Source organism: Micromonospora sp. WMMB482, from assembly GCF_019038635.1.
Classification (GTDB): Bacteria; Actinomycetota; Actinomycetes; order Mycobacteriales; family Micromonosporaceae; genus Micromonospora; species Micromonospora marina.
Window position 1 is genome coordinate 5,239,790 of the sequence record NZ_JAHOPD010000020.1, and the last position, 26,451, is coordinate 5,266,240.

At 74.4% G+C, this 26,451-nt stretch carries 22 protein-coding genes; 14 read left to right on the forward strand and 8 right to left on the reverse strand.

What is annotated here, in order from left to right:
• The 4 genes from KSK32_RS25640 to KSK32_RS25655 all read left to right on the forward strand — a co-directional run bounded on the left by KSK32_RS25640 (nt 1) and on the right by KSK32_RS25655 (nt 10,536).
• Entirely contained in the window at nt 1-189 is a 189-nt protein-coding gene (locus tag KSK32_RS25640) for an MbtH family protein (RefSeq protein ID WP_216933512.1), read from the forward strand.
• Entirely contained in the window at nt 186-3,311 is a 3,126-nt protein-coding gene (locus tag KSK32_RS25645) for a non-ribosomal peptide synthetase (RefSeq protein ID WP_216933513.1), read from the forward strand. Before KSK32_RS25640 ends, KSK32_RS25645 begins: the two co-directional genes overlap by 4 nt.
• On the forward strand, nt 3,311-8,797 hold the full coding sequence (locus KSK32_RS25650; protein WP_216933514.1) for a non-ribosomal peptide synthetase/MFS transporter: 5,487 nt from the start codon (nt 3,311-3,313) through the stop codon (nt 8,795-8,797). Before KSK32_RS25645 ends, KSK32_RS25650 begins: the two co-directional genes overlap by 1 nt.
• Before the next feature lie 92 nt (nt 8,798-8,889).
• On the forward strand, nt 8,890-10,536 hold the full coding sequence (locus tag KSK32_RS25655; protein ID WP_216933515.1) for a DUF885 domain-containing protein: 1,647 nt from the start codon (nt 8,890-8,892) through the stop codon (nt 10,534-10,536).
• Here the strand turns inward: KSK32_RS25655 and KSK32_RS25660 are convergent.
• The 3 genes from KSK32_RS25660 to KSK32_RS25670 form a co-directional block, all read right to left on the reverse strand.
• Nucleotides 10,482-11,699 carry a hypothetical protein gene (locus tag KSK32_RS25660; RefSeq protein ID WP_216933516.1) on the reverse strand — a complete coding sequence of 406 codons (1,218 nt, stop codon included), beginning with the start codon at nt 11,697-11,699 and terminating at the stop codon, nt 10,482-10,484. The genes KSK32_RS25655 and KSK32_RS25660 overlap by 55 nt on opposite strands.
• 43 nt (nt 11,700-11,742) lie before the next feature.
• Nucleotides 11,743-12,255, reverse strand: a complete 513-nt coding sequence (locus KSK32_RS25665; protein ID WP_216933517.1) for an NUDIX hydrolase — start codon at nt 12,253-12,255, stop codon at nt 11,743-11,745.
• Nucleotides 12,256-12,360: 105 nt separating this feature from the next.
• Nucleotides 12,361-12,957, reverse strand: coding sequence for a DUF4291 domain-containing protein (locus tag KSK32_RS25670; protein WP_216933518.1), 597 nt, complete (start codon nt 12,955-12,957; stop codon nt 12,361-12,363).
• A gap of 79 nt (nt 12,958-13,036) precedes the next feature.
• Between KSK32_RS25670 and KSK32_RS25675 the strand changes: the two genes are divergently transcribed.
• Nucleotides 13,037-13,531 (forward strand): type II toxin-antitoxin system PemK/MazF family toxin, encoded by a 495-nt coding sequence (locus KSK32_RS25675; protein WP_216933519.1) that lies wholly within the window; start codon nt 13,037-13,039, stop codon nt 13,529-13,531.
• Between the two features lie 184 nt (nt 13,532-13,715).
• Here KSK32_RS25675 and KSK32_RS25680 read toward each other — a convergent pair whose 3' ends face one another.
• Complete coding sequence (locus tag KSK32_RS25680) at nt 13,716-14,351, reverse strand: GGDEF domain-containing protein (protein WP_216933520.1); 636 nt, start codon at nt 14,349-14,351, stop codon at nt 13,716-13,718.
• Nucleotides 14,352-14,576: 225 nt separating this feature from the next.
• Here KSK32_RS25680 and KSK32_RS25685 point away from each other — a divergent pair, with 225 nt between their 5' ends.
• The 4 genes from KSK32_RS25685 (at nt 14,577) to KSK32_RS25700 (ending at nt 18,247) form a co-directional block, all read left to right on the forward strand.
• Nucleotides 14,577-14,831 (forward strand): DUF397 domain-containing protein, encoded by a 255-nt coding sequence (locus KSK32_RS25685; RefSeq protein WP_091427172.1) that lies wholly within the window; start codon nt 14,577-14,579, stop codon nt 14,829-14,831.
• Between the two features lie 105 nt (nt 14,832-14,936).
• Complete coding sequence (locus KSK32_RS25690; protein ID WP_216933521.1) at nt 14,937-15,824, forward strand: helix-turn-helix transcriptional regulator; 888 nt, start codon at nt 14,937-14,939, stop codon at nt 15,822-15,824.
• A 74-nt stretch (nt 15,825-15,898) separates the two neighbouring features.
• The gene (locus KSK32_RS25695) at nt 15,899-16,747 is read left to right on the forward strand and encodes an SAM-dependent methyltransferase (protein WP_216933522.1); all 849 of its coding nucleotides are present in this window, start codon (nt 15,899-15,901) and stop codon (nt 16,745-16,747) included.
• A gap of 63 nt (nt 16,748-16,810) precedes the next feature.
• Nucleotides 16,811-18,247, forward strand: a complete 1,437-nt coding sequence (locus tag KSK32_RS25700; protein ID WP_216933523.1) for a serine/threonine-protein kinase — start codon at nt 16,811-16,813, stop codon at nt 18,245-18,247.
• Here the strand turns inward: KSK32_RS25700 and KSK32_RS25705 are convergent.
• Nucleotides 18,211-18,942 carry a phosphotransferase gene (locus KSK32_RS25705; RefSeq protein WP_216933524.1) on the reverse strand — a complete coding sequence of 244 codons (732 nt, stop codon included), beginning with the start codon at nt 18,940-18,942 and terminating at the stop codon, nt 18,211-18,213. The genes KSK32_RS25700 and KSK32_RS25705 overlap by 37 nt on opposite strands.
• A 25-nt stretch (nt 18,943-18,967) precedes the next feature.
• Nucleotides 18,968-19,660: a carbon-nitrogen hydrolase family protein gene (locus tag KSK32_RS25710; protein WP_216933525.1), complete on the reverse strand. Its 693-nt coding sequence runs from the start codon at nt 19,658-19,660 to the stop codon at nt 18,968-18,970.
• 66 nt (nt 19,661-19,726) lie between these two features.
• Here KSK32_RS25710 and KSK32_RS25715 point away from each other — a divergent pair, with 66 nt between their 5' ends.
• Nucleotides 19,727-20,500: a DedA family protein gene (locus KSK32_RS25715; RefSeq protein WP_216933526.1), complete on the forward strand. Its 774-nt coding sequence runs from the start codon at nt 19,727-19,729 to the stop codon at nt 20,498-20,500.
• Nucleotides 20,501-20,510: 10 nt separating this feature from the next.
• Here KSK32_RS25715 and KSK32_RS25720 read toward each other — a convergent pair whose 3' ends face one another.
• A complete protein-coding gene (locus KSK32_RS25720) occupies nt 20,511-21,869 on the reverse strand; it encodes a S9 family peptidase (protein ID WP_216933527.1) in 1,359 nt (452 codons plus the stop codon).
• Nucleotides 21,870-22,023: 154 nt separating this feature from the next.
• Complete coding sequence (gdhA, locus tag KSK32_RS25725) at nt 22,024-23,355, reverse strand: NADP-specific glutamate dehydrogenase (protein WP_216933528.1); 1,332 nt, start codon at nt 23,353-23,355, stop codon at nt 22,024-22,026.
• Between the two features lie 89 nt (nt 23,356-23,444).
• Between gdhA and KSK32_RS25730 the strand changes: the two genes are divergently transcribed.
• The 4 genes from KSK32_RS25730 to KSK32_RS25745 are packed head-to-tail and all read left to right on the forward strand — an operon-like array spanning nt 23,445 to nt 26,354.
• Entirely contained in the window at nt 23,445-23,786 is a 342-nt protein-coding gene (locus KSK32_RS25730; protein WP_216933529.1) for a MazG-like family protein, read from the forward strand.
• A 30-nt stretch (nt 23,787-23,816) separates the two neighbouring features.
• On the forward strand, nt 23,817-24,653 hold the full coding sequence (locus KSK32_RS25735; RefSeq protein ID WP_216933530.1) for a hypothetical protein: 837 nt from the start codon (nt 23,817-23,819) through the stop codon (nt 24,651-24,653).
• A gap of 16 nt (nt 24,654-24,669) precedes the next feature.
• Nucleotides 24,670-25,641 carry a pirin family protein gene (locus KSK32_RS25740; RefSeq protein WP_216933531.1) on the forward strand — a complete coding sequence of 324 codons (972 nt, stop codon included), beginning with the start codon at nt 24,670-24,672 and terminating at the stop codon, nt 25,639-25,641.
• 44 nt (nt 25,642-25,685) lie between these two features.
• Nucleotides 25,686-26,354: a hypothetical protein gene (locus KSK32_RS25745; RefSeq protein WP_216933532.1), complete on the forward strand. Its 669-nt coding sequence runs from the start codon at nt 25,686-25,688 to the stop codon at nt 26,352-26,354.
• The last annotated feature ends 97 nt before the right edge of the window (nt 26,355-26,451 follow it).

A 26,451-nucleotide genomic window follows, 5' to 3' on the forward strand; every position in this document is an offset into this window, starting at 1 on the left:
ATGGCCGAAACCCGATTCCTGGTCGTCCGCAACGACGAGGAGCAGTACTCGATCTGGTCGGCCGACCGGGACCTGCCCGCCGGCTGGCACGACACCGGCTTCGCCGGCAGCCGCGAGGAGTGCCTGGCCCACGTGGACGAGGTCTGGACCGACATGCGTCCCCGCTCCGTGCGCGAGGCCCTCTCATGAGCGCGAGCCAGGAATGGACCTTCCCGGCCTCCTACGCCCAGGAGCGGGTGTGGATGGCCAACCAGCTCGACGCCGGCTCGCCGGTGTTCAACGTGTCCTTCCCGTGGCTGTTCCCCGCCGGGGTGGACACCGGCACGGCGAGCGACGTGGTCAACCGGGTGATCGCCCGGCACGAGGCGCTGCGCACCCACCTGCGGACCGACGACGGCGCGCTGGTGCAGGTCGTACGCGCCCACGAGCCGGCGCCGCTGCCCGTCGCCGACATCACCCACCTGCCCGCCGGTGAGCAGCGGGCCGAGTTCGAGCGCATCCGCGGCGAGATGGCGCGCCTGCCGATCCCGCTGGACGCGGCGCCGCTGTGGCGGGCCCGGCTGATCCGGATGACCGAAGGGCTGGCACTGGCGTTCGTGGTGCACCACGCCGTCTTCGACAGCCACTCGGCGGTGCTGTTCCACGCCGAGCTGGTCGCGTTCTGCGAGGCCGCGCGCACCGGCGCCGAGCCCGCCGTGCCCGAGCTGCCCATCCAGTACGCCGACTTCGCGGTCTGGCAGCGCCAGCAGCTCACCGGCGAGGAACTGGACCGGCAGCTCGCGTTCTGGACCGGTCACCTGGCCGGCGCGCCGCCGGTCACCGGCCTGCCGCTGGACCGGCCCCGCCCGGCCCAGCTCGGGTTCGCCGGTGACGAGGTGCGCTTCACGCTGCCCGACGGGCTGCTGGACCGCGTCGGCGCGCTGGCCACCGGCGCGCAGGCCACCCCGTACATGGTGCTGCTGGCGGGTTTCGCGGCGCTGCTGTCGCGGATCTCCGGCGACACCGACGTGGTGGTCGGCGTCTCCACCGCGGGCCGGGACAACCCGGAGCTGACGCCGCTGATCGGCATGTTCGTCAACCCGGTGGCGCTGCGCTGTGACGTCTCCGGCGACCCGACGTTCGCGGCGCTGCTCGGCCGGGTCCGCAACGGCCTGATCGACGCCATGGAGCACGGGCAGACGCCGTTCCAGAAGATCGTCGAGGCGGTCGACCCGCAGCGTGACCCGTCGGTGCAGCCGATCTTCCAGACCGCGCTGAACTGGATCCCGGACTCCGGCCTCGACCCGGTGGAGCTGGGCACCACGAAGGACGACCTGGCCTTCGACATCACCACCGGCGACTGCCGCCTGGTCTACCGCACCGACCTGTTCGACCGGTCCACGGCCCAGACGGTGGTCCGCCGCTACGTACGCCTGCTCGCCGCCGCCGTCGCCGAGCCGGAGCGTCAGGTCGGCGCGCTGCCGCTGCTCACCGACACCGAGCGGGACCGGGTGCTCGGCGCCTGGAACGACACCGCCCGCGACGTGCCGGTGACCACAGTGGTCGACGAGGTGCAGCGGCGGGCCGCCGCCACCCCGGACGCGGCGGCGCTGGTCTACGACGGCGTTACGCTCGGCTACGGTGAGCTGAACACCGCCGCGAACCGGCTGGCCCGGCTGCTGGTGGCCCGGGGCGCCGGCCCGGAGACCCGGGTCGCGCTGGCGCTGCCCCGCTCCTGCGACCTGGTCGTGGCGATGCTGGCGGTGCTCAAGGCCGGGGCCGCGTACGTCCCGGTGGACACCGCGTACCCGGCCGGCCGGATCGCGTACCTGCTGGCCGACGCCGCGCCCGCGCTGGTGGTGACCGCGCCGGACACCGCCGCCCTGGTGCCCGGTGACGCGCTGGTGCTCGACGGCGAGGTCGGCTCGGACCAGTCCGGCGGCGACCTCACCGACGCCGACCGGGTCGCGCCGCTGCGCCCGGAGCACCCGGCGTACGTGCTCTACACCTCCGGCTCCACCGGCCGCCCGAAGGGCGTGGTGGTCGAGCACCGGGCGGTGACCGCGTACCTGGCCTGGGCCCGCGCCACCTACCCGGGGCTCTCCGGGGTGGCGCTGCTGCACTCGCCGGTGTCGTTCGACCTGACCGTCACCGGCCTGCTCGGCACGCTCACCGCCGGCGGGACGGTGCGGCTCGCCGCGATCGACTCCCCGGCCGCCCGCGCCGGTGGCCGGCCGGCCTTCCTCAAGGTCACGCCGAGCCATTTGCCGCTGCTCGACGGCGAGCTGTCGCCGACGGCCGACCTGGTGATCGGCGGCGAGGCGCTGACCGGAGAACAGCTCGCCACCTGGCGGACCGCACACCCCGACGTGGCGGTGATCAACGAGTACGGCCCGACGGAGGCCACTGTCGGCTGCGTCGCGGCCCGCATCGCCCCCGGCGAGCCGGTTCCGGCCGGTCCGGTGCCGATCGGCTCGCCCACCTGGAACACCCGGGCGCTGCTGCTCGACGCCGCGCTGCGGCCGGTGCCCCCGGGGGTGGTGGGGGAGCTGTACGTCACCGGCACCCAGCTCGCCCGCGGCTACCACGACCGGCCCGGCCTGACCGCCGAGCGGTTCCTGCCGTGCCCGTACGGCCCGCCCGGCGCCCGGATGTACGCCACCGGCGACCTGGCCCGCTGGCGTGCCGACGGCACGCTGGACTACCTGGGCCGCCGCGACGACCAGGTCAAGGTGCGCGGCATGCGCATCGAACTGGGCGAGGTCGAGGCCGCGCTGCTGGCCCATCCGGACGTGCGCGCCGCCGCCGCGGCGGTCCGCACCGACGGCGGCGAGCCGATGCTCGTCGGCTACCTGGTGGGCCCGGCCCACGAGGACTCGGTCCGTGCCGAACTGGCCCGCGAGCTGCCCGCGCACCTGGTGCCGGCCGCCCTGGTCCGGCTGGACGCGCTGCCGCTGACGCCCAACGGCAAGCTGGACCGCGCCGCGCTGCCCGCATCGGCGGCGGCCGAGCAGGCCCAGGACAGCTACGTCGCGCCCCGCACCGAGGCCGAGGGTCTGGTCGCCGAGGTGTACGCCGAGATCCTCCAGGTGGAGAAGGTCGGCGCCCACGACGACTTCTTCGCCCTCGGCGGCAACTCGCTGCGCGGCATGCGGGCGATGGCCCGCATCCGCGCCGAGGTGGACGTCGACCTGCCCATGCGGGCGCTGTTCAGCAGCCCCGTGGTGGCGGACCTGGCGGCCCAGATCGAACAGCGGATCGCCGCCGAACTCGACGGGCTCTCCGACACCGAGGTCGCCGCGCTGCTCGCGGCGGAAGAGGGAACCAACTGATGACCGACCTGAAGGATCCGGCCCGCGAGGCGGCCCGGCAGGCGCTGATCGCCAAGCGGCTACGCGCCCGCCAGACCGCCCCTGCGGCCCGGATCACTCCCCGCCCGTCCGGCGCCCAGGTGCCGCTGTCCTACGCCCAGGAGCGGGTCTGGTTCATGGACCAGCTCGCCCCGGGCGAGGCGGCGTACCACATCGCGGTGCCGCTGCGGGTACGCGGACCACTCGACGTGGACGCGCTGCGAGCCGCCCTGACCGCGCTCGCCGACCGGCACGAGTCGCAGCGCACCCGCTTCCCGGCCGACGCCGACGGCCGTCCCACGGTGGTCGTCGCGGACACGGCCGACGTGCCGCTGACAGTGGTGGAGGCGCCCGACGAGGCCGCCGCGCAGGCGCTCGTCGACGCGGCGGCGGCCGAGCCGTTCGACCTGGCGAACGGGCCGCTGCTGCGGGCCCTGCTGATCCGGCTCGCCGCCGACGACCACGTGCTGTTCCTCGCCCAGCACCACATCGTCGGCGACGGCTGGTCGGTGGACGTGCTGCTGCGCGACCTGATCACGCTCTACCGGGGCGGTGAGCCGCCCGCACTGCCGATCCAGTACGGCGACTTCGCCGTCTGGGAGGCCCAGGAGCTGGACGGCCCGCAGGCGCGGGCGCACGTCGACTACTGGAAGCAGCGGCTGGCCGGCGTCACCCCGCTGGAACTGCCGCTGGACCGGCCCCGCCCGGCCACCCAGACCTACCGTGGCGACTTCGTCGAGTTCCAGCTCGACCCGGCCGCCACCGAGGCGCTCAACACGCTCACCCGCGACAGCGGCGGCACGCTGTTCATGACGCTGCTGGCCGCGTACCAGGTGCTGCTGGCCCGGCACGCCGGCCAGGACGACTTCGCGATCGGCGCGTCGGTGGCCGGCCGGTCCGCGCCGGAGCTGGAGAACGTCGTCGGCATGTTCATCAACATGCTGCCGTTGCGCGCCGACCTGGGCGACGACCCGACGTTCGCCGAGCTGCTGGAGCGCACCCGGCGTACCGTCCTCGACGGGTTCGAGCACGCCGAGGTGCCGTTCGCCAAGGTGGTCCACGAGCTGGGCCTGCCGCGCGACGTCAGCCGCTCCCCGGTGTTCCAGACGATGTTCGTGCTGCAGAACTACGAGATGGGCCGCTTCCGCGGGGTGTCCCGTACCGACGAGGTCACGTTCTCCTGGACCCCGATGGAGTTGCAGGCCACCCGGTTCGACTTCGAGCTGCACGCGGTGGAGACCGTCGACGGGCTCTGGGGCAAGCTGGTCTTCAACACCGACCTGTTCGACCGGGCCACGGTGGAGCGCATGGCGCAGCGGTGGACCGCGCTGCTGGACGCGGTCGTCGCCGCGCCGGACACCCCGGTGTCCCGGCTGCCGCTGCTGCCCGCCGCCGAACGGGAGCTGCTGGCCGCCTGGAACGACACCACAGCCGACTTCCCGCGCGCCGAGACGCTGCACGGCCCGATCGAGGAGCGCGCCGCCGCCACCCCGGACGCGGTGGCGGTCACCATCGACGGGCGCAGCCGCACGTACGCCGAGCTGAACGCGCAGGCCAACCGCGTCGCGCACCGGCTGCGCGCGGCGGGCGTCGGCCCGGAGACCCTGGTCGGGGTCTGCGCGGAACGCTCGGTGGAACTGGTCGCCGGCCTGCTCGGCGTGCTCAAGGCCGGCGGCGCGTACCTGCCGCTGGACCCGGAGTACCCGGCCGACCGGCTCGCGTTCATGGTGGGCGACGCGGACGCGCCGGTCGTGCTGGTCCAGTCGCACCTGCGCGACGTGCTGCCGGACACCGGCGCCACGGTGCTCGAACTGGACGACGCCACGGTCTGGGCCGATCAGCCCGGCACCGACCCGGTGCCCGCCGCCGGGCCGGAGCACCTGGCGTACGTCATCTACACCTCCGGGTCCACCGGCCGCCCGAAGGGCGTGCCGAACACGCACCGGGGCATCGTCAACCGGCTCGACTGGATGCAGAAGACGTACGGCCTCGGCGCCGACGACGCGGTGCTCCAGAAGACCCCGGCGAGCTTCGACGTCTCGGTGTGGGAGTTCTTCTGGCCGCTGCGCACCGGCGCCCGCCTGGTGCTGGCGAAGCCGGGCGGCCACAAGGACGCGGGTTACCTGCGTGACCTGCTGGTGTCCGAGCGGATCACCACCGCCCACTTCGTCCCGTCGATGCTCACCGTCTTCCTCGCCGAGGACGGCGTGGAGGCGGCGACCGCGTTGCGCCGGGTGATCTGCTCCGGCGAGGAACTGCCGCTGGCGTCGGCGGCCGACTTCACCGCCCGGCTGCCCTGGTGCGGCCTGCACAACCTGTACGGCCCGACCGAGGCGGCCATCGACGTGACCGCCTGGGCGTGCGAGCCGGACCGGCTCGCCGAGGTGACGAGTGTGCCGATCGGCGCGCCGATCGCCAACCTGCGGCTGCACGTGCTCGACCCGTCCGGCGCGCAGTGCCCGGTCGGGGTGGCCGGCGAGCTGCACATCGGCGGCGTCGGGCTGGCCCGCGGCTACCACCGCCGGCCCGCGCTGACGGCGGAGAAGTTCGTTCCCGACCCGTTCTCGGGCGACCCGGGCGCCCGCCTCTACCGCACCGGCGACCTGGCCCGCTGGGTGGCCGGCCCGGACGGCGCCGGGGTGATCGAGTTCCTGGGCCGCATCGACCACCAGGTCAAGCTGCGCGGCCTGCGCATCGAGCTGGGCGAGATCGAGAGCGCGCTGCGCGAGCAGCCGGGCGTCACCGAGGCGACCGTGATCGTCCGCGAGGACAGTCCGGGCGACAAGCGGCTCACCGCGTACCTGGTCGGGGAGGCCGAGCACGCCGCACTGAAGACGGCGCTGAAGGACACGCTGCCGGAGTACATGGTGCCGGCCGCGTTCGTCACGCTCGACGCGCTGCCGCTGACCCCCAACGGCAAGCTGGACCGCAAGGCGCTGCCCGCGCCGGTGGTCACCCGCGAGGCGTCGGTGGCGCTCGTGGAGCCGCGCGACGACACCGAGCGGGCGCTGGCCGCGATCTGGTCCGAGGTGCTGGGCGTGGACACGCTCGGCATCGACGACGACTTCTTCGACCTGGGCGGGCACTCGATGCTCGCCACCCAGGTGGTCGCGAAGATCCGCAAGGCGGAGCTGGGCGGCCGGGCGGTCGGCGTGATGGACCTGTTCCAGCAGCGCACCATCCGCGACCTCGCCGCGTTCATCTCCGGCGACGCCGCGCAGGAGGGGCCGCGCCGGCTGCTCTACGAGCTGACCAAGCCGATCCCGGCGGGCAGTCGGGTGCTGACGTACGTCTGCGTCCCGTACGGCGGCGGCAGCGCCATCGTCTACCAGCCGCTGGCCGACGCGCTGCCCGCCGGGTACGGTCTGTGGTCGCTGGCGATCCCCGGTCACGACGTGGGTCTCAGCGAGGACGCGCTGCCGTTCGACGAGCTGACCGGCCGGGTCGCCGACGAGATCCTGGAACGGGTCGAGGGACCGATCGCCCTGTACGGCCACTGCGGCGTGGGCAGCGCCATCCTCGCCGACGTGGCCCGCAAGGTCGAGGCGGCCGGCCGGAACCTGGAGGCCGTCTACATCGGCGCCATGTTCCCGTTCGCCCGCCCGAAGGGCGTGATCGCGGCGCTGCGCGACCGCCTGGAGCGGCTCAGCAGCAACAGGCACTCCGCGAGCTGGCTCAAGTCGATGGGTGTGGACACCGACGAGCTGGACCCGGAGCAGGCCGACCGGATCATCAGCAACATGCGGGCCGACTCCCGCGCCTCGGAGGAGTACTTCACCCGGCTGCTGGACCAGCACGCGGCGAAGCTCCGGGCGCCGATCATCTCGGTGGTCGGCTCCGAGGACCCGGTGACCGACTACTACCGCGAGCGGTACGCCGAGTGGCAGTTCCTCAGCGACACGCTCGGCCTCGTCGTGCTCGACCAGGCCGGGCACTTCTTCCTCAAGTATCGCGCCGAGGAACTGGCCGAGATCGTCACGCAGGTGCACCCGGCGGTGGTCGCCGGGGACGTCGGCGCGCTGACGCCGCAGGCCCGGGGTGAGGACGCCGGCTGGGTGGTGGCCGACACGCTGCGGGTGGGGGAGGACCGCAAGCCCACCACGACTGTGAAGCCGAGCATGGGCCGGTTCATGGCCGTCACGACCGGTCAGCTCATCTCCAGCACCGGCTCCGCGCTGACCGCGTTCGCGCTGCCGATCTGGCTGTTCAACCGCACCGGCTCGGTGGCGAACCTCGGTCTGCTCTGGGCGCTCGCGCTGATCTGCGGCGTGCTCATGCTGCCGGTGGCCGGCGCGCTGGTCGACCGGGTCAGCCGGCGGCGGATCATGATGGCTGCCAGCTGCTTCGCCGGTTCCGTCCAGCTGGTGCTGGCCGCCCTGTTGTGGACCGACAATCTGGTGCTCTGGCACATCTACATGCTGGTGGCGCTGAGTTCGGTGGCCGGTTCGTTCCAGCGGATCGCGTTCCAGTCGGCGGTGCCGCAGCTGGTGCCCAAGCGCTACCTCGGGCACGCCATGGGCATCACCCAGCTCTCCACCGGTGTGGCCACGCTGCTCATGCCGGCGTTCGCGGCCGGTCTGCTCGCCACCATCGAGCTGAAGGGCATCCTGCTGGTCGACGTGGCCAGCTACGTGTTCGCGGTGCTCACCCTCGCCGTGGTCCGCTTCCCGGACGCGCTCGGCTGGCGGCCCCGGGAACGCCTGCTGGTGGCCATCGCCAACGGCATGCGCTACTCGTGGCGGCACCGCGGGTTCCGGCTGATGCTCGGCTACTTCGCGCTGGGCAACATCTTCCTGGCGCCCGCGCTGGTGCTCATCACGCCGCTGGTGCTGTCGTTCGGCAGCCCCACTCAGGTGGCGCAGGTGGCGCTGGCCGAGGCGGTCGGCGCGGTGCTCGGTGGCGTGCTGATGTCGCTGTGGGGCGGTCCGCGCAAGCGTCGCATGATCGGCGTGCTGATCGGCAACCTGGGCACCGCGATCGGCTGCGTGCTGATCGGCCTGGACGCGTCGGTGGCGATGATCTGTGTCGGCTTCTGCTGGCTGGCCATGTCGATGACCACCGCGCAGTCGATCTACGCGACGATCGTCCAGGTGAAGGTGCCGCAGCGCTTCCACGGCCGGGTGTTCAGTCTCAACCAGACCATCTCCTGGTCGACGCTGCCGATCGGGTTCGCGCTGCTCGCGCCGGGCGCCACCGCGCTGTTCGAGCCGATGCTCGCACCCGGTGGGGCGCTGGCCGGTTCGGTGGGCGCGGTGATCGGCACCGGACCGGGCCGGGGTATCGGCTTCGCGTACATCTGTTTCGGCGTGGCGCTGATCCTGATCACGCTCGGCGGTTTCGCGATCCGGCTGCTGCGTCGCTTCGACCTGGAGGTGGAGGACTCCCTGCCGGACGACCTGATCGGCGCCCAGGAACGGGAGAAGCGCCTGGCCGCCAAGGCCGAGAAGAAGGAACTCGTCTCGGTCTGACCCCGCCTCCCCGGGTGATCAAGGAGTTCGTGTCCGTTCCGGGCCTCCCGGCCGGCACGAACTCCTTGATCACCGGGGCTAGCATCGGTGCGATGAGCGAGGACGTCATCGACACGCTGCTGCGGGAGATGGCCCGCCTCGATCCGTGTGCGGCAGTGGTCGAGGCCGGTGAGCAGGACGTCGACGGGCTCACCGACTACAGCCCGGACGGTCACCAGGCCCGCGCCGGCCTCGCCGCGCACGCCCTGCGCCGGATCGAGGCGCTGCCCGCGACCCCGCTGCACGCGCACCTCGCCGAACGGCTGCGCGCCCGGATCGCCTTCCACGACGCCGGGGAGAACCTGCGGGAACTGCACGCCGCGGCCACCGGCCCGCTCCAGCTCGTCCGCCAGTGCGTCGAATCAGCGGTGCCGGGCCGCGACACCGAGGGCGCGGCCCACGAGGACGGCTGGGCCCGCGTCGGCGCGCGCCAGGCCGCGATCCCGGCCGCGCTCGACGGGTACGCCCGCAGCCTCCTGCTCGCCGCCGGGCGCGGTCACCTGCCGGCCCGGCGTCAGGTGGAGCTGGTGACGCAGCGCTGCCACGCATGGATCGACGACGACGTCGCTCTGGTGACGCGGTACGGCGACGGCCCGCAGCGCGCCTCGTTGCAGGCGGCGGCGCGGGACGCCCAGGCGGCCTACCGCAGATTCGCCGCGACGCTCACCACGGACCTCGCGCCCCGTGCGCACGACGACGAGGCGTTCGGCCCGGCGCGGTACGCCCTCTGGGTGCGCGCCTTCCTCGGCGCGGAACCGGACCTGCGCGAGCTGTACGCGTGGGGCTGGGACGAGTTCACCGCGATCGAGGCGGAACTCGTCGCCGAGGCGAGGGCCCTGGGCGGCACCGTGCCCGAGGTGCGGGACCGGCTCGACCGCCCCGACGCGCCGGGCGTCCTGCACGGCCGGGACGCGTTCGCCGCCTGGCTCCAGGAGCTGCTGGAGGCCACCACCGAGCGGCTGCACGGCACGCACTTCGACATTCCCGCGCCGCTGCGGCGCATCGAGTCACGGGTCACCACGTCGGGCGGCACCGCCTACATCGGGCCGTCGCGGGATCTGACCCGGCCGGGCCGGGTCTCGTGGCTGCTGCCCGAGGGCCGGGAGGTCTTCTCCACCTGGTGGGCGTACAGCACCGCGTACCACGAGGGCGTCCCCGGCCACCACCTGCAACTCGGCTCGGAGGCGTGCCGGGGCGGCCCCGGGCAGCGGCTGAACCTGCTCGGCGGGCTCTCCGGCGCCCAGGAGGGCTGGGCCCTGTACGCCGAGCGGTTCATGGACGAGCTGGGACTCTACGAGCAGCCGGGCGCCCGGCTGGGGCACCTGTTCATGCAACTGCTGCGGGCGGCCCGGGTGGTGCTCGACATCGGCCTGCACCTGCGACTGCCGATGCCCACCGGCGGCGCGCCGTGGACGCCGGAGGCGGCGCTGGACCTGCTGCGCGACCGTTGCCACCAGGGCCCGTACGCGCCGCTGGAGCTGGCCCGTTACCTGGGCCGGCCCGGGCAGGCGCTCACCTACAAGGTGGGGGAGCGGGTGTGGCGGGACGGCCGCGCCGCGTTCCCCGGCGACCGGCGGGCGTTCCACAACCGGGCCCTGGAGCTCGGCTCGCTGGGCCTGGACCAGCTCACGAGCGCGCTCGCCACCTATCCGGCCTCGTCGGCGGGCAGCTCCTCCGGGTCGGCCACCCAGGCGGAGTAGACCGGCAGCGCGTGCCACGGCCCGCCGGCCGGGTCGGTGGCCGCCGCGACCACCGCGTACGGGTGACCGAACCGCAGCTCGGCGACGCGGGCGACACCCTCCGGCGGCAGGCCGGCCACCATGCCGAACGCGGTCACCGCGGCGGCCTCGAAGCCGTAGCGGCCGAACCGGGCCACCGCGGACTGCGCGGCGTCGAATCCCGGCCCGGTGAGGCCCAGCAGCCCGCCGAGCGCCCGCGCCGCCGCGTCGAAGCCCAACCCGGGCGCGGTCAGGTCGTGCCTGCTGGACGCCGACCAGCAGGGCAGCACCGCCGTGGCGCGTTCCTCCCGGCCGTCCGGCGCGAACGTGTTGATCGGCTCCTCCCGCAGCGTCCACAGCGGCGTCTCGCCCAGCGGCAGGTCGAACAGCGACCGGCGGCCCGGCATGGAGCTGTCCGGGACGAGCGCGGCGGCGCTCGCCAGCTCCTGCGCGGCGGCCAGCACCTCGGCCGCCGGCACCTCGGGCGCGGCGGCCACCGACACCACGAGCATGCCGGCGCCGTCGTCTCCGGTCCGGGCCGGCGCCGCGTGCACCGCCACGTCACCGGCCCGGTCGGTGGCCGCCACCCAGCAGCGGTGCCCGAACGGCGGCGTCCGCAGCACCCGGTTCAGCTGGCTCGACCAGGCGCTGCCCGTGCCCAGCTCAGCGCCCGGGGCGGTGTCGAACGGGTCGGCCCAGGACAGGCGGGTCGCGAGCGCGCTGGCCAGGACCAGCAGGGTGTCCGGGGCGACGTCGACCGGGAAGCGGTCGATCAGCCCGCCGGTACGCTCCCGGGCCCAGACGTCGAGCGCCGCCTGGCCGGGCAGCGGGCCGCGTTCGGTGGCCTCCGGCAGGGTGGCCCGCCAGTCGGCAAGTTCCGCCGCCGGGGTGCGCTCCCACAGCGCGGTGGCGGCGGCGACCATCGGGTGCGGCGCGGCGAGCAGCGCCCGGGCCTCGGCGGCGGCGTCGTCCGGGTCGGCGTCGAGCGCCTCGGCCAGCGCCGCGCGGGCGTCGCCGGTGGCGGCCGGGCCGGTCAGTGCCAGCAGCAGCCAGGCGCCCAGCGGGGAGGCGACGTGGTGGGTGTCACCGGCGGCGCGGTGCAGCCGCTCGGCGTAACGGGCCAGGGGTGCGCGCAGAGGAGTCACGGCTCCACTCTGCCCGCCGGTGCGGCCGTCGGCACGCCGCGCTTCAGGACCACAGCTCGAACGGCTCGTCGATCTCCGTCCCGGCCAGGAACGCCGGGAGCAGTTCCGGCAGCCGCCCGGGATAGCAGCGCGGCCGCTCGGCGAGCACCTCGGCCAGCGGCCACCAGCGGAACCCGAAGTAATCCTCCACCTCGTAGTCCAGCCGTAGCGCCTCGTCCACGTCCGGCCCGGGGCCGGGCAGCCGTACCGTCACCACCACCTCGTCCTGGAGGTGCCGTCGTTGCCGGTGCCGGAAGCTGGCCCGCCGCCGCCACGTCGGCGCGCCCACTTCGTCCGCTCCGACGGCGATGCCGGTCTCCTCGCGCAGTTCGCGGACCGCCGCCTCCCGGTACGTCTCGCCCGGGTCCAGGCCGCCGCCCGGCAGCTCCCACCACACGCCGAGATCGGGGTGGTCCGGGTCGCGGGTGTGGAACAGCAGCAGACGGTCGGCGGCGTCGAGCACCACCAGCCGCACCGCACTGCGCTCGAACAGCGGCAGATCGTCGGGCACCTCCACGCCCCAAGCTTAAGGAAGGGCCCCCTTTTAACGCCTTCGGTAGTAGAGGGGCCCCTTGTTAACATCGCCGCGCCGCGGCCTCGCGCGCCGCGGTGCCGGATCCGCTCAACCCGCGTCGACGACGCGGGCCACCTCGGCCGGCAGCGGGTACGGCCGTTCCACCGGCAGCAGCGCCGACGCCCCGGCCTCGTCGCCGTCGGTCAGCCGGCCGTGCACCGACCGGGCCAGCGCGGTGACGTCGGTGAGCCCGACCACCCACTCGTCGACGTACCGGCGCACCGCCTCGCCGGTCAACCCGACCTGCAGCGAGCGGTACGGCAGCGGCGCCAGCCGCAGCGACCGTTCCGGATCCCACTGCACCCGTACCGGGCTGACCCGCAGGCGGTGGCGCCACGCCTCACGGTCCGGGTGCAGGCGGGGGTCGTAGCTGCTGAGGCAGGCGTGCCGCAGGGCCCACTCGAAGCCGACCCGGCTGATGTCGATCGCGAGCACCCGTTCCTGGCCCGGCTTGAGCGCCCAGCCGCAGCGATACATCATCCAGCGGAACGAGGGCTTGATCCAGGTCATCCGCTCCCGCTTGAACGGCGGCACGAACCGGCCCGCGTGCAGTGCCGCGTCGGCGATCTCCGGTGGGTACGCCTGGTAGACGGTGACCGACGTGTCGGTGAACGCGGCGCGGATCTGGTGGCGGGGCACTGTCACCGGGGCATGATGGCACCGCCCACCCGGCCCGGCGACCCGATTCCGAGGCCGGCGCGCACCGACCGATAGGCTGCCCGCCGTGGCAGGTCTGTTGAGGAACGTGGCGTCGAAGCTCGGCCGGATCACCCGGGGCGTGCCCGCCCCCACCCGTCCCGGCGGGCCGATCCCGGCGCAGGTCGCGCGCCGCCGCCAGGTCAGCGCGTTGCAGCGCCGCGAGCTGTCGTACGCCCCGGAGCCGGACGGGCAGGCCGACCCGGGCGAGATCGTCTGGACCTGGGTGCCGTACGAGGACGACCCGCGCCAGGGCAAGGACCGCCCGGTGCTGGTGGTGGGCCGGCACAGCCGCACGCTGTTCGGGCTGATGCTGTCGAGTCAGGGTGACCGGGACGGCCAGCGGCACTGGCTGGCGCTCGGCCCGGGGGAGTGGGACCGGGACGAGCGGCCGAGCTGGGTACGCCTGGACCGGGTGCTCACCATGCGCGAGGACAGCATCCGCCGCGAGGGCGCGGTGCTGGACCGGTCCCGGTTCGACCGGGTCGGGCAGGCGTTGCGCGCCGGCTACGGCTGGCGCTGACCGGCCGGAGGGCGCCGCGTGCCGACCGTGCCGCGGCCCCTTGTCGCCCGGCACGAATGACGCGGTCGCCCGGTATGAATGACGTGCCGCAGCCGGGCGTGCCGGGATCCCGGCGTGCCATTCCGGCGTGCCAGGATCTGGGCGTGCCGAGACGCGGCACGTTCACCGGCCGAGCCGAGTGCGGTCAGCACTCCGCGACGAGTTGGCGGGCCGGGCGGGCGGCGCCGAGCGTCTTCGCCTCGTACATGGCCGCGTCGGCGCGGCAGAGCGCGTCGGTGAGCTGGGTGGGGCAGTGCACCGGCGCGAGCCCGACCGAGGCGGTGACCTGGATGCTGCGCGCACCGAGGGGGATCGGCGCGGCGAGCGCCTCGCAGAGCCGGCGGGTGGCGTGCTCGATCCACCGGCGGTCCGGCGTGGGGCTGGCCAGCAGGCCGGCGAACTCGTCGCCGCCGAGCCGGGCGACCAGGTTGGGGCCGGCGAACGCGGCGAGCCGCTGCGCCACGCTGATCAGCACCTGGTCCCCGGCGGCGTGCCCGTAGCGGTCGTTGACCTGCTTGAAGTCGTCCAGGTCGAGGACGACCGCGACGAGCGGCTGACCGGCGGGGTCGGTGAGCAGGGCGGCGGCCAGCCGGAAGAACGCGCGGCGGTTCGGCAGCCCGGTGAGCGGGTCGTGGCTGGCGGCGTGCCGCTCGGCGGCCAGCTCGGCCTGGAGCAGCTCGATCTCGGCTTCGGCGCGCAGCGCGCGGCGGTGGAACTGCCAGGCGGAGACGAGGGCGCCCGCCGCGGAGATGCCGGAGGCGATGGTCATCGGATCCGCCAACGCGTCCTCCTCACCGCAGTCCCGAAGCCGCGCGGAGCGGCGTCCCCGGGGCCGGGCTCGGGTCACCGTGCGTGAACGAACCGGCACACCGTATTTCCGCTATCATGCTCTCTGTCCATTGCAGATGCAATAGCAGATGCACGTGCATCTCACTCCTCAGTCGACAGACGTCGCCACCCACCGCCCCTCCCCGCGGCCTCGGCTGGCTCATCCCGAAGGACGCCCATGCAGCAACCCCCGAACGGCGTGCCCGCGACCGAGTTGCCACCGATGCGCTGGCTGAAGAGCCGCCGCAGCAACCCCAGCGGCAATTGCGTCGAACTGGCCGAGTTGCCCGGTGGCGGCATCGCGGTCCGCAACTCCCGGCACCCCGAGGGCCCGGCGCTCATCTACACAGTGGACGAGATCGCCGCGTTCGTGCTCGGCGCCCGCGACGGCGACTTCGACCACCTGATCCCGCCGTCCCGTACACGGGACTGACTCCGTCCGTCCGGGGGAGTTCACCTCACTGTCGGTTCATGGCATGCTTACTCGTCGGTCCGGGAGGGTGCCCGGCCGTGGCGGTCGGGATGCGAGGGCGGTCAGGTGGCGACGGTGCCCGTCGAGGGTGGTCCGACAAGCGGTCCCACGGTGTTGCGCATGCTGCTCGGCGGGCAGCTGCGGCGGCTGCGGGAGAGCGCCGGGGTCAGCCGCGAGACCGCCGGGTGGGAGATCCGCTCGTCGGAGTCGAAGATCAGCCGGATGGAGCTGGGCCGGGTCGGCTTCAAGGAACGCGACGTCGCCGACCTGCTCACGCTCTACGGCGTCACCGCGCCCCAGGACCGCGACGCGCTGCTCAAGCTGGCCCGGGACGCGAACAGCCCGGGCTGGTGGCACCGCTACGGGGACGTGCTCCCCGCCTGGTTCCAGTCGTACCTGGGACTGGAGGCGGCCGCCGCGCTGATCCGCACGTACGAGGTGCAGTTCGTGCCCGGTCTGTTGCAGACCGCGGCGTACGCCCGGGAGGTGATCCTGCTCGGCCACCGCAGCGCGCCGGCGGCGGAGCTGGACCGGCGGGTGGAGCTGCGGATGCAGCGCACGGAGCTGCTGCGGCGCGCCGACCCGCCGCAGCTGTGGGCGGTGCTCGACGAGGCGGTGCTGCGCCGCCCGATCGGCGGCGCCGCGGTGATGCGCGAGCAGATGGACGCGCTGATCGAGGCGACCTCCGGCCCGCACGTGCGGTTGCAGATCGTCCCGTTCGCCGCCGGCGGGCACGCCGCGGCCAGCGGCGCGTTCAGCATCCTGCGCTTCGGTGACGCCGACCTGCCCGACATCGTCTACATCGAGCAGCTCACCAGCGCGATCTACCTGGACAAGCGCGACGACCTCGACTTCTACGCCGAGGCGATGGAACGGTTGTGCGTGGAGGCCGCGCCGCCGGAGCGGACCCCGGAACTGCTGGCTCGCCTGCGCGACGAGCTGTACCCGGCCTGACCGCAGCGGCGCCGGGCAGTAGCATGACGGCGACCGAAGACAGTGGACGGTGGCACGCGAGTCGGGAGGCGGCCTTGACCAGCGACGCACCAGGTACGGCGCCCGATTCCGGGCCGCTCGCCGACCGGATCGACACCAGCGTGGCGCACCCGGCCCGCCGGTACAACTACTGGCTCGGCGGCAAGGACAACTTCCAGGCCGACCGTGACTCCGGCGACGCGATGGCCGAGCGGTTCCCGACCATCCGGATCAGCGCACTGGAGAACCGGCGGTTCCTGCGCCGCGCGGTGCGTCACCTGGCCGGCGAGGCGGGCATCCGGCAGTTCCTGGACATCGGCACCGGCATCCCCACCGCCGACAACACCCACGAGGTGGCGCAGTCGACCGACCCGCGGGCCCGGGTGGTCTACGTCGACAACGACCCGATCGTGCTGGCCCACGCCCGCGCGCTGCTCACCAGTTCGGCCGAGGGCGCCACCGCGTACCTCGACGCGGACCTGCGCGACCCGGAGCGCATCCTCGCCCACCCTGACCTGCGCCGCACGCTCGACCTGTCCCAGCCGGTGGCGTTGATGCTGCTGGCGGTGCTGCACTTCGTGCCCGACGGCGACGACCCGTACGCGATCGTCGGCCGCCTGCTGGACGCGCTGCCCGCCGGCAGCTACCTGGCCGCCTCGCACGCCACCTACGACTACCTGCCGCCCGACGTGGCCGCCGAGGCGAAGGCGGCGGCCCGCGGCGGCGGCCCGCACGGCGTGATCAACCTGCGCAGCCGGGAGGAGGTCGTCCGCTTCTTCGACGGGCTGGAACCGGTCGAGCCGGGCGTCTGCTCGGTCGCCGAGTGGCGCGCCGACGGCGAGCCCGAGCCGCGCCCGTCGGTGGTCGAGGTCAGCATGTACGGCGGGGTCGCCCGCAAGCCCTGACCGAGGCCGCGCGCGCCGGGCGGTTGACGGGCGCGGGGACCGGACGGGCAGACTGGAGGCATCATGTCGCCGTTCACGCCCGCCCTGCGCCTGCACGACCGATACGTCCTGCGCGAACGCATCGGCCTGGGCGGGATGTCCGAGGTGTGGCGTGCCGACGACGAGGTGCTGCACCGGCCCGTCGCGGTCAAGGCCCTCGCCGGGCAGCTCGCCGCCGACCCGCAACTGCGGGCGGTCATCCAGCGCGAGGCCCGCGCGGCGGCGCGGCTCACCCACCCGCACGTGACACAGGTGTACGACTACGGCGAGGCGACGCTGGACAGCGGCGTCGTGGTCCCGTATCTGGTGATGGAGCTGGTGGAGGGGCAGACGCTCGCCGACCGGCTGGCCGGCGGTCCGCTGGCCTGGCCGGATGCGGTCCGCACGGCCGGGCAGGTCGCCGGGGCGCTGGCCGCGGCGCACCGGATCGGTGTGGTGCACCGTGACATCAAGCCGGCGAACGTGATGCTCACCGAGACCGGTGCGAAGGTGCTCGACTTCGGCATCGCCGCGCCCGCCGGCCCGCATCCGGTCACCGGGCAGACCGGCGCGCTGCTGATGGGCACCCCCGCCTACTTCGCACCGGAACGCCTCGATCCCGGCCCGGCGAACCCGGCCGGCGATGTCTACGCGCTCGGCGTGCTGCTGTACCGCAGCCTCACCGGCCGGGCGCCGCTGCCGGTGCGCAGCTGGGACGACGTGCTGGACGTGCGGCGTGACCGGCCGCCGGTGCCGCCGCCGTGGGTGCCGGGCCTGCCGCCGGGAATCGCCGGCCTGGTCCTGGCCTGCCTGGCGGTGGATCCGGAGCGGCGGCCCACCGCGGCCCGGCTCGCCGACCGGCTCGGCGCGGGCCGCCCGGTGGACCCGCCGACCGCGATCCTGCCCACCGTGGCGCCGGTGGCGCACCCGCCCACCCTGGTCGAACGGTCACCGGCCGCCGCGTCCCGCCCGCCGGCACGTCCCGTCGCGCCGCCGCGCCCGGCCGTCTCGTCGAACCGGCTGTTCGGGCTGCTGGTGGCCGGTGCGGTGGTACTGCTGCTCGCCGTGGTCGGCTCGCTGGTGTGGGGCGGCGGTTCCGGCACGCCGCCTGCGGCCGCGCCCACCGCGGGCCCCACGACCGGCGCGGCCGAGCCGCCCGCCCCGAAGCCCAGCAGCGCCGCGCCGCCGTCGACGGCACCCGAACCGGTGACGTTGCGGCAGCTCGGCGACCGGTTCGACGAGCTGCTCGACCGGGCCGAGGCGATCGGGCTGATCGACCGCAAGACCGCCGGCGACCTGCGGAAGAAGGCCGCCGAGCTGGACCGGGGCAAGCCGAAGGACCGGGGCAAGCGGGTCGAGGACCTCCGCGAGAAGATCGAGGACGCAGCCGAGGACGACAAGATCGACCCGGTCACCGCCGCCGCGCTGCGCAAGTTGATCGACGGCTACGAGCGGCTGCGCGGCGGCGCCGACGAGGGCTGAGCCGCAGTCGGCGCGACAGCGCGGATCGTCTGCGTCACCAGGGCGGCCGCCTCGGGCAGCCGTTCCGGATCGGGCGCGTGGCCGGCGGCACGGTGCCGGACCGCCTCCGCCAGCTGGTCGAGCGGCCCGGACGCGACGACGTACGCGGACAGCAACGCACCGGCCGCCACCGCCAGCGGGTGACCCGGAGCCACGGCGACCTCGGCGAGGATCAGCGCGGTCGTCGTCCGGTCCAGCGCCGGCGGGCCCTCGGCGCTGTCGGTCCAGTCGATGACCACCGGGCCGTGCGCCGCCAGTAGCACGTTGTGCGGATGCAGGTCGAGGTGCAGGAGACGGACCGCCGGATCGGCCGACCGGAGGGCCGGGAGCGTGTGCAGCCGGGCGTGCAGGTCGGCCAGGATGCGGGCGACAGCGGGTGCGGTGACCGTGCCTGCGTGGAACGCCTCCACCAGCGTCGGGCCGGTGACCCGGTCGAGCACCAGGTCGGCGCCGTCGGCGTGGTGCACCCGGGGCACCGGATATCCGGCCCGGTGCAGGTACCGCATCACCTCGGCCTCGGCCCGCACGTCTCCACCGTCGCGGTAGCGGCGCAGCACCCGCCCGCCGGGCAGCAGCCACACGTCGGCGGTGCGGCCGGTGGCGAGCGGGACGCTCTCCGCAGCCGGTTCCGGGCCGGCGCCCTCCGACGGTGCCATCCTGCCGAGCGTAGGTGATCCGTCCTCAGTGCAGCGCCCCGGTGACCACTTCGCCGGCGCCCGTGCCGGCGCGGACCACCGGCTCACCCGCCGGTGACCAGATCCCGGAACCACCAGCGGCGCGCGCGTACCCGCCTCCGGTCGAACCGGCGAAACTCGCCGTGACCACCCACACGCCGTGCGCGGCGGCGACCCGGCGGGCGCGTTCCTCAGGTACCGCCGCGTCGTCGGCCGACTCCAGCACCCCGGCCAGGTAGGCGTCCGCGCCCAGCGCCACCGTCGCCGCCGCGTGCTCCGGCATTGCGGTGTCCTTGCACACCGCCAGGCCCAGCCGCCAGCCGTCCAGTTCGAGCACCGCCGGCTCCCGGCCCGGTCGCATGTGCCGCGGCTCCGCGCCACCCAGGAACATCTTTCGGTACGCCACCCGTACGCCCTCGGCGTCGACGGCGAGCACCCCGATGTGCGGCCCGGGCACCGGTGCCCCGGCCAGCGCCAGCGTGCCGGTCTCGGCGCAGGCCGCCCGCAGCGGCGCGAGCCTCGGGTCGGCCGGGTCCAGCGGAGCGGCGGTCAGCTCGTACCCGGTCAGCGACATCTCCGGGAACACCACCACGCGGGCCGCGGCGGCGCGTACCGCGTCGGCGTGCCGGGCGGCGTTGCCCTCGACGTCGTGGGAGCGGGTCAGCGGCTGGGCGACGGCGATCCGCAACGGCGTACGCATGACGTACACGGTAATGGCTTCCATGACGCGTGGCCGTTCGCGGCTTCGCCCCGTAACGTTGGACGGATGATCGGAAACGCACAGCTGCTCGCCGTCCCCCGGGTGAGCACCGCGCGGGCCGCGGAACCGGCCGGCGACGGAGTGACCGGCTGGGTCACCGGCCTGATGGAACGCCTCGGTGGGCCGGGCGCCGGGCTCGCGGTTGCCCTGGAGAACCTGTTCCCGCCCATCCCGAGCGAGGTGATCCTGCCGCTGGCCGGCTTCACCGCGAGCCAGGGCAGGATGAGCCTGGTCGGCGCCATCGTCTGGACCACACTCGGGTCGATCGTGGGCGCGCTGGCGCTGTACTACATCGGCGCGGCCCTCGGGCGGGACCGGATGCGCGCCCTGGCCGCGCGGCTGCCGCTGATCAAGCTGGAGGACGTGGACCGCACCGAGGCGTGGTTCCTGCGCCACGGCGTCAAGGCGGTGTTCTTCGGCCGGATGATTCCGATCTTCCGCAGTCTCATCTCCATCCCGGCCGGAGTGGAACGGATGCCGGTGCCGGTCTTCCTGCTCTACACCGCGCTGGGCAGCCTGATCTGGAACACCACGTTCGTGCTCGCCGGTTACCTGCTCGGCGAGCAGTGGCACGTGGTCGAGGCGTACGCGGGCACGTTCCAGAAGGTCGTCATCGTGGCCGTGGTGGCCGGTGTCTGCTGGTTCGTGGTCAGCCGCGTCCGCCGCTCCCGCCGCACGGCCGGCGACGTGCCGCCGCAGCCGGAGCCGCAGCTGGAGCCGGAGACCGCCCCGCAGGGCACCGTCTACCGCGGCGGCTGGTACGGCCGGGCGGAGGACTGACCGGGCCGGATCAGCAGGGCGGGTAGAGCGGGCGGGTGCCGGCGCCGGCGGCCCGGGCGGCGTGGTCGCTGAACCGGCAGCCGAAGTCCGGCGCCGCCACGGCACGCCGGTCGGTGACCGCGTCACCGGCCGGGCGCTTGCCGGTGCGGACCCAGCGGGTCAGGTCGTCCCAGGCGGCGCCGGCCTCGGCCGGGCTGAACTCGCAGTGCTGCGCGGTGCGTACGGCCCGCTGCACCAGCAGCCGGGACCGGCCGTGCCGGGCCACGTCCCGGGCGTACGCCTGCTCCATCCCGAACGGCACGAACAGGTCGCCGAGCCCGTGCAGGCTGAGCACCGGCGCGGTGGGCCGCCCGGCGATCCGGGGCACCTCGGTCAGGCCGGGCGAGAGCCGCTGGCGCAGGTTCTCCGGCGCGACCCGCTGCACGGTGGCGTTGAGGTTCACCGGCTGGTTCGGCGTGTACCTGGTGAACAGGTTCGTGGCGAGCTGGCCGGGCCGCCGGGCGGGGGAGCCGTCCGCCTCGCTGACCGCGATGCCGAACAGGAAGTCCTTCCACACCGCGAACGCGGCGTCGGCGCCCGGGCGCGGCCCGCCGGAGCGCTCGACGGTGACGGCGCGCAGCTGCTTGCCGAGGTGGTTCGTGGTGTCCGGGCCGCCCGGGGTCAGCCCGGCCAGGCCGAGCGTGACCTGGATCCGGGGCACCGCCGAGGTCAGGTAGTCGGGCGGCGTCGGGTACGCGCGCACCCCCGCGAGGGCCTGCGCGACCAGGTTGTAGTCCAGGAAGAAGTCGAACAGCTCCTGGTCGCCGAGCACCCCGCACATCGGCAGCGCCCCGGCGTAGTAGCCCGGGTACTGCTCCAGTGACCGGCCGATGACGTGACCGCCCATCGACACGCCCGCGATCAGCACCCGGTGCGGGCGGCGGACGGTCCGGCTGAACAGGTCGGCCAGAGCCCTGGTGCTGCGTACGCCGGAGCGCACGTCGTAGCCGTTGCGGTCGTACGACGACGACGCCCACGCGTACCCCTGCGCCACCAGGCGCTGCCGCAGGTCGAAGGCGGGCGGCTCCGGCGACAGCTCGGTGCTCTGACCGCGGTAGCCGTGCGCCCACATCACCAGCTCGCCGTTCCAGCGCGCCGGGATCTCGATGACGTACCCGGCGTTGGCGTGCACACCCTGCCGCACGGTGGTGGCGGCACCGCCGACGACGAGCGGCGCCAGCGGCGGGTTGACGATGGTGTAGCCGGGCAACGGGCCGTTGCCGTCGTCACGGCCGGTGGCGCCGGCGGGCGCCGCGCCGGCCAGGCCGAGGGCCAGCGCGACGGCCGTGGCGGCGGCGAGCAGCCGGCGGCGCAGGGGTGAGGGCTGCATCGCTGCTCCCCGGGGGACGGGTGCCACCCCGGGACGGGGGTGACGACGCGGGACGGATGCCTACCGGCCGGTAGCGCCCTGAACTTAGGCCCGGGTGTCGAGAGCTGTCAATCGCTGAGTGATCGCTCCGTCAGCGTCCGTCCCGCGACCCCGCTCAGACCAGTCCGTGCGCCAGCATCGCCTCGGCCACCCGCCGGAACCCCTGGATGTTCGCCCCGGCCACGTAGTCGCCGGGCAGGCCGAACTCCTCAGCGGTCGCCCAGCACCTGTCGTGCACGTCCCGCATGATCTCGCGCAACCGCTGCTCCGACTCGCCGAACGTCCACGTGTCGCGGCTGGCGTTCTGCTGCATCTCCAGCCCGCTCACCGCCACCCCGCCGGCGTTGGCGGCCTTGCCGGGGGCGAACCGCACCCCGGCCCCGTCGAGGATCCGCACCGCCTCCGGCGTGGTGGGCATGTTCGCCCCCTCCACCACCGCGACGCAGCCGCCCGCGACCAGCGCGGCCGCCTCCGCGCCGCCGATCTCGTTCTGCGTGGCGCAGGGCAGCGCCAGGTCGCAGGGCACCTCCCACACGGTGCGGTCCGGGACCGCGACCGCGTTGCGCGCGTGCTCCGCGTACTCGGCCAGCCGTCCCCGGCGCTGCTCCTTCAGCTCGCGCAGCAACGACAGGTCGATGCCCTTCTCGTCGACCACGTAGCCACCGGAGTCCGAGCACGCCACCACCGTGCCACCGAGCTGGTGCACCTTCTCGATCGCGTAGGCGGCCACGTTGCCGGAGCCGGACACCACCACCCGCTTGCCCGCCAGGCCGTCCCCGGCCCGGCGGAGCATCTCGTCGGCGAAGAACACCGCCCCGTACCCGGTCGCCTCCCGGCGCACCTGCGCGCCCCCGTACGCCAGGCCCTTGCCGGTGAGCACGCCCGCGTCGTACCGGTTGGTGATGCGCTTGTACTGCCCGAACAGGTAGCCGATCTCCCGGCCGCCCACCCCGATGTCACCGGCCGGCACGTCGGTCTGCGGGCCGATGTGCCGGTACAGCTCGGTCATGAAGCTCTGACAGAACCGCATCACCTCACGGTCGGAGCGGCCCTTCGGGTCGAAGTCCGCGCCGCCCTTGCCGCCGCCGATGGACAGCCCGGTCAGCGCGTTCTTGAAGATCTGCTCGAACCCGAGGAACTTCACGATGCCCAGGTAGACCGACGGGTGGAAGCGCAGGCCGCCCTTGAACGGGCCGAGCGCGCTGTTGAACTCCACCCGGAAGCCGCGGTTGACCCGCACCCGGCCCTGGTCGTCCTCCCACGGCACGCGGAAGATGACCTGCCGCTCCGGCTCGCAGACGCGCTCGACCACCTCGGCGTACTCCGGATGCCGGGCCAGCGCCGGACCGATGCTCTCCAGCACCTCGCGGACCGCCTGGTGGAACTCGGGCTCTCCCGGGTTCCGGGCGACCACGCCGGCGAACACCGACTCGACGGTCTCCGGCATCTCGGGCACCTCCTCTCGCCTGGGACGCGGGCCCCCGGCTGCGTCGCCCCAGGATACGAACGGTGTGCGGGTGCGGTTCACTGGTCCGCGTGGACGTCACCATCTGGACGACGGCGCGGGACGCGCGCGCCTGGCTCGACGCTGCGAACGGCCGCGGCGACACCGAACTGACCTGTCGCATTCTCAAGATCGGCGAGGAGGCCGGCGAGGTCGCCGCGGCCTGGATCGGCCTGCTCGGGCAGAACCCGCGCAAGGGGGTGACGCACACCCGGGAGGAGGTCGCCGCCGAACTCGCCGACGTGGCGTTCACCGCGCTGGTCGCCATCGAGAGTCTCGGGCTGGACGCGCACGCCGTGCTGGCCGCGTGTGCCGGCAAGGTGCGCTCGCGTACCGGAGGGGGAATGAACCGAGACGCCGACGCGGACGTATGACCCGGTGGGGACCGGCGAGAGGGGACGACCATGACCGCATCCGAGGACGACCCCGACCTGACCCGGCCCCGCTGGTCCGGCGGAGCCCGGCTGCTGGCCGCCGCCGCGGTGCTGGTGGTGGTGCTCGGCGCGGTGGCGGTGGCGGTGACGCTGTCCAACCCGGCTCGTCTCGGTGTGGTCTTCTCCGGCGGCGCGCCGCCGTCACCGGTCACCGGGAGCGGCGGCTCGGGCGGGGCGGGCGCCGCCGAGGTGGCCGGTGCCCAGACGCTCACCGCGCCTCGCGGCGACCGGCAACGCGCGTGGTTCGAGCTGGTCGACGGGCTGAGCCGGTTCACGCTGCGGGCCGCCGACCTCGGTGACGACCTCTACCGGATCGGCGCGCCGGACGGCTCGGGTGTGACGCCGCGCCCGCAGCTTCAGGGCGACCGGGTCCGGCTGCGGATCGAGGAGAACGGCCGACCCGGCCCGGCCGCCGCCGAGGTGGTGCTCAACTCCCGGGTCACCTGGCGGCTGCGGTTGATCGGCGGCGTCAGCGAGCAGCGCCTCGACCTGGGCGAGGCCCGGCTCGCCGGGGTCGACCTGGTCGGCGGCGCGGCGCGTACCCGGCTGCTGCTGCCGCGGCTCGACGGCTCGCTCACCGTCCGGATGACCGGCGGCGTCAGCGAACTCACAGTCACCGTGCCGGGCGCGCCGCCGGTCCGGGTGCGGGTGGCCTCCGGTGCCGGTTCCCTGACCCTGTACGACGAGCGCCGCGGCGGGATCGCCGCCGGTGACCTGGTCAGCTCACCGGGTTGGGACCGGGCCGCCGATCGGCTCTACCTCGACCTGGTCGGAGGCGCGAACGCGGTGAGCGTCACCGCGGAGTGAGCGTACAGTCGGGGCGGTGGACCGCACCGAATCCCTGCCCGCGCAGACGCTCCCACCGGGCACCGGCCCGACCGACCCGGGAAGCGTGCTGCTGCCCGGCCACGACGTCCCGCTCGGCCGCTTCACCACGGTGCGCCGGCTGCTGCCGCAGCGGCAGCGCCGGATGGTCGGCGCCTGGTGCTTCGTCGACCACTTCGGGCCCGACGACGTGGCCGACCGGCCCGGCATGGAGGTGCCGCCGCACCCGCACACCGGGCTCCAGACCGTCACGTGGCTGCTCGACGGGGAGATCCTGCACCGAGACAGCCTCGGCAACGTGCAGCCCATCCGGCCGGGCCAGCTCAACGTGATGACCTCCGGGCGCGGCATCGCCCACTCCGAGCGCTCCCCGCTGGTGCACCCGCCGCTGATGCACGGCGTGCAGCTGTGGGTGGCGCTGCCCGACCCGGCCCGCACCGGTGACCCGGCCTTCACCCACCACGCCGACCTGCCCCGCTTCCGCGACGGCGACCTGGACGTCACGCTGCTCGTCGGCGAGCTCGGCGGGGAACGCTCGCCTGCGGTCGTGCACACCCCGCTGGTCGGCGCGCAGATCGAGGTCCGCGGGCCGGTGCCGGCCGCGCTGCCGCTGCGTCCGGACTTCGAGTACGGGCTGCTGGCCATGTCCGGGGCCGCCGAGTGCGACGGCACGGCGCTGGCTCCCGGCGCGCTGCTCTACCTGGGCCTCGGGCGGAGAGCGCTGACGCTGCGCGCCGAGCCGGGCACCCGGCTGCTGCTGCTCGGCGGCACCCCGTTCGAGGAGCCGCTGGTGATGTGGTGGAACTTCGTCGGCCGCTCGCACGAGGAGGTGGTGACCGCCCGGGAGGACTGGATGGCCGGCCGCCGCTTCGGCGTGGTCGCCGACGACGCGGCGCCGCCGCTGCCCGCGCCCGCGCTGCCCACCACCCGGCTCAAGGCCCGGGACCGCAGCGGCGACGTGCGCGGCTGACCGCCGTACCCGAATGCCGCGCCGTCGCCGGGGTAGTCGGCGGCATGCCGACACAGAACGCCCCGCGCGACGTCGCGGACAGGAAGCGGCTCGCCCGCCGGCTCGCCGGAGACGGCCGCGGGTTCGCCGAGTGCTTCGGGTTCCGGGTGACGAACAACCCGGCCCAGTTGTTCCAGGTGCTGTACCTGGCCGTCCTGCTGGCCCGCCGGGGTGACTTCCACCGGGCCGTCGACGCGGCCACCGCGCTGCGCGACGCGGGCTGGGACACCGCAGCCCGGATGGCCCGCTCCCGGCACGAGGACCGGGTACGCGTGCTGCGCGCCGCCGGGCTGCGCGGTGACCTGGCCGCGATCGCCGACACCCTCGGCGACCTGGCCCGCACCGTCGTCGAGACGTACCGGGGCGACCTGCGCCGGCTGCGGACCGCCGCGCACCAGGACCCGGGCGAGGAACGACGGCTGCTGACCGCGCTGCCCGGAGTGGACGACGAGGTGTGCGACCTGTTCCTGCGCGAGGCGCAGGCGTTGTGGCGCGAGGCGGCGCCGGTGGCCGACCGGCGGGCGCTCGCGGCGGCCCGGCGGCTCGGGCTGGGCCGCACCGCGCGTGACCTCGCCGGACTGACCGGAAGCGGCGAGTCGGAGCAGCTGTCGTGGCTGGTCGGAGCGCTGGCGCGAGTGGACCTGGAGCGGCGGTACGCCGAGGTGACCGCCTGAGCGTCGGCGTGCGCCCGGCCACAATTCCGCGATTCTCACCCGTTCGGCTGATGCTGCGTCGTATGATGATCGTGGCAGCGATGCCCGCCCGGTTCGG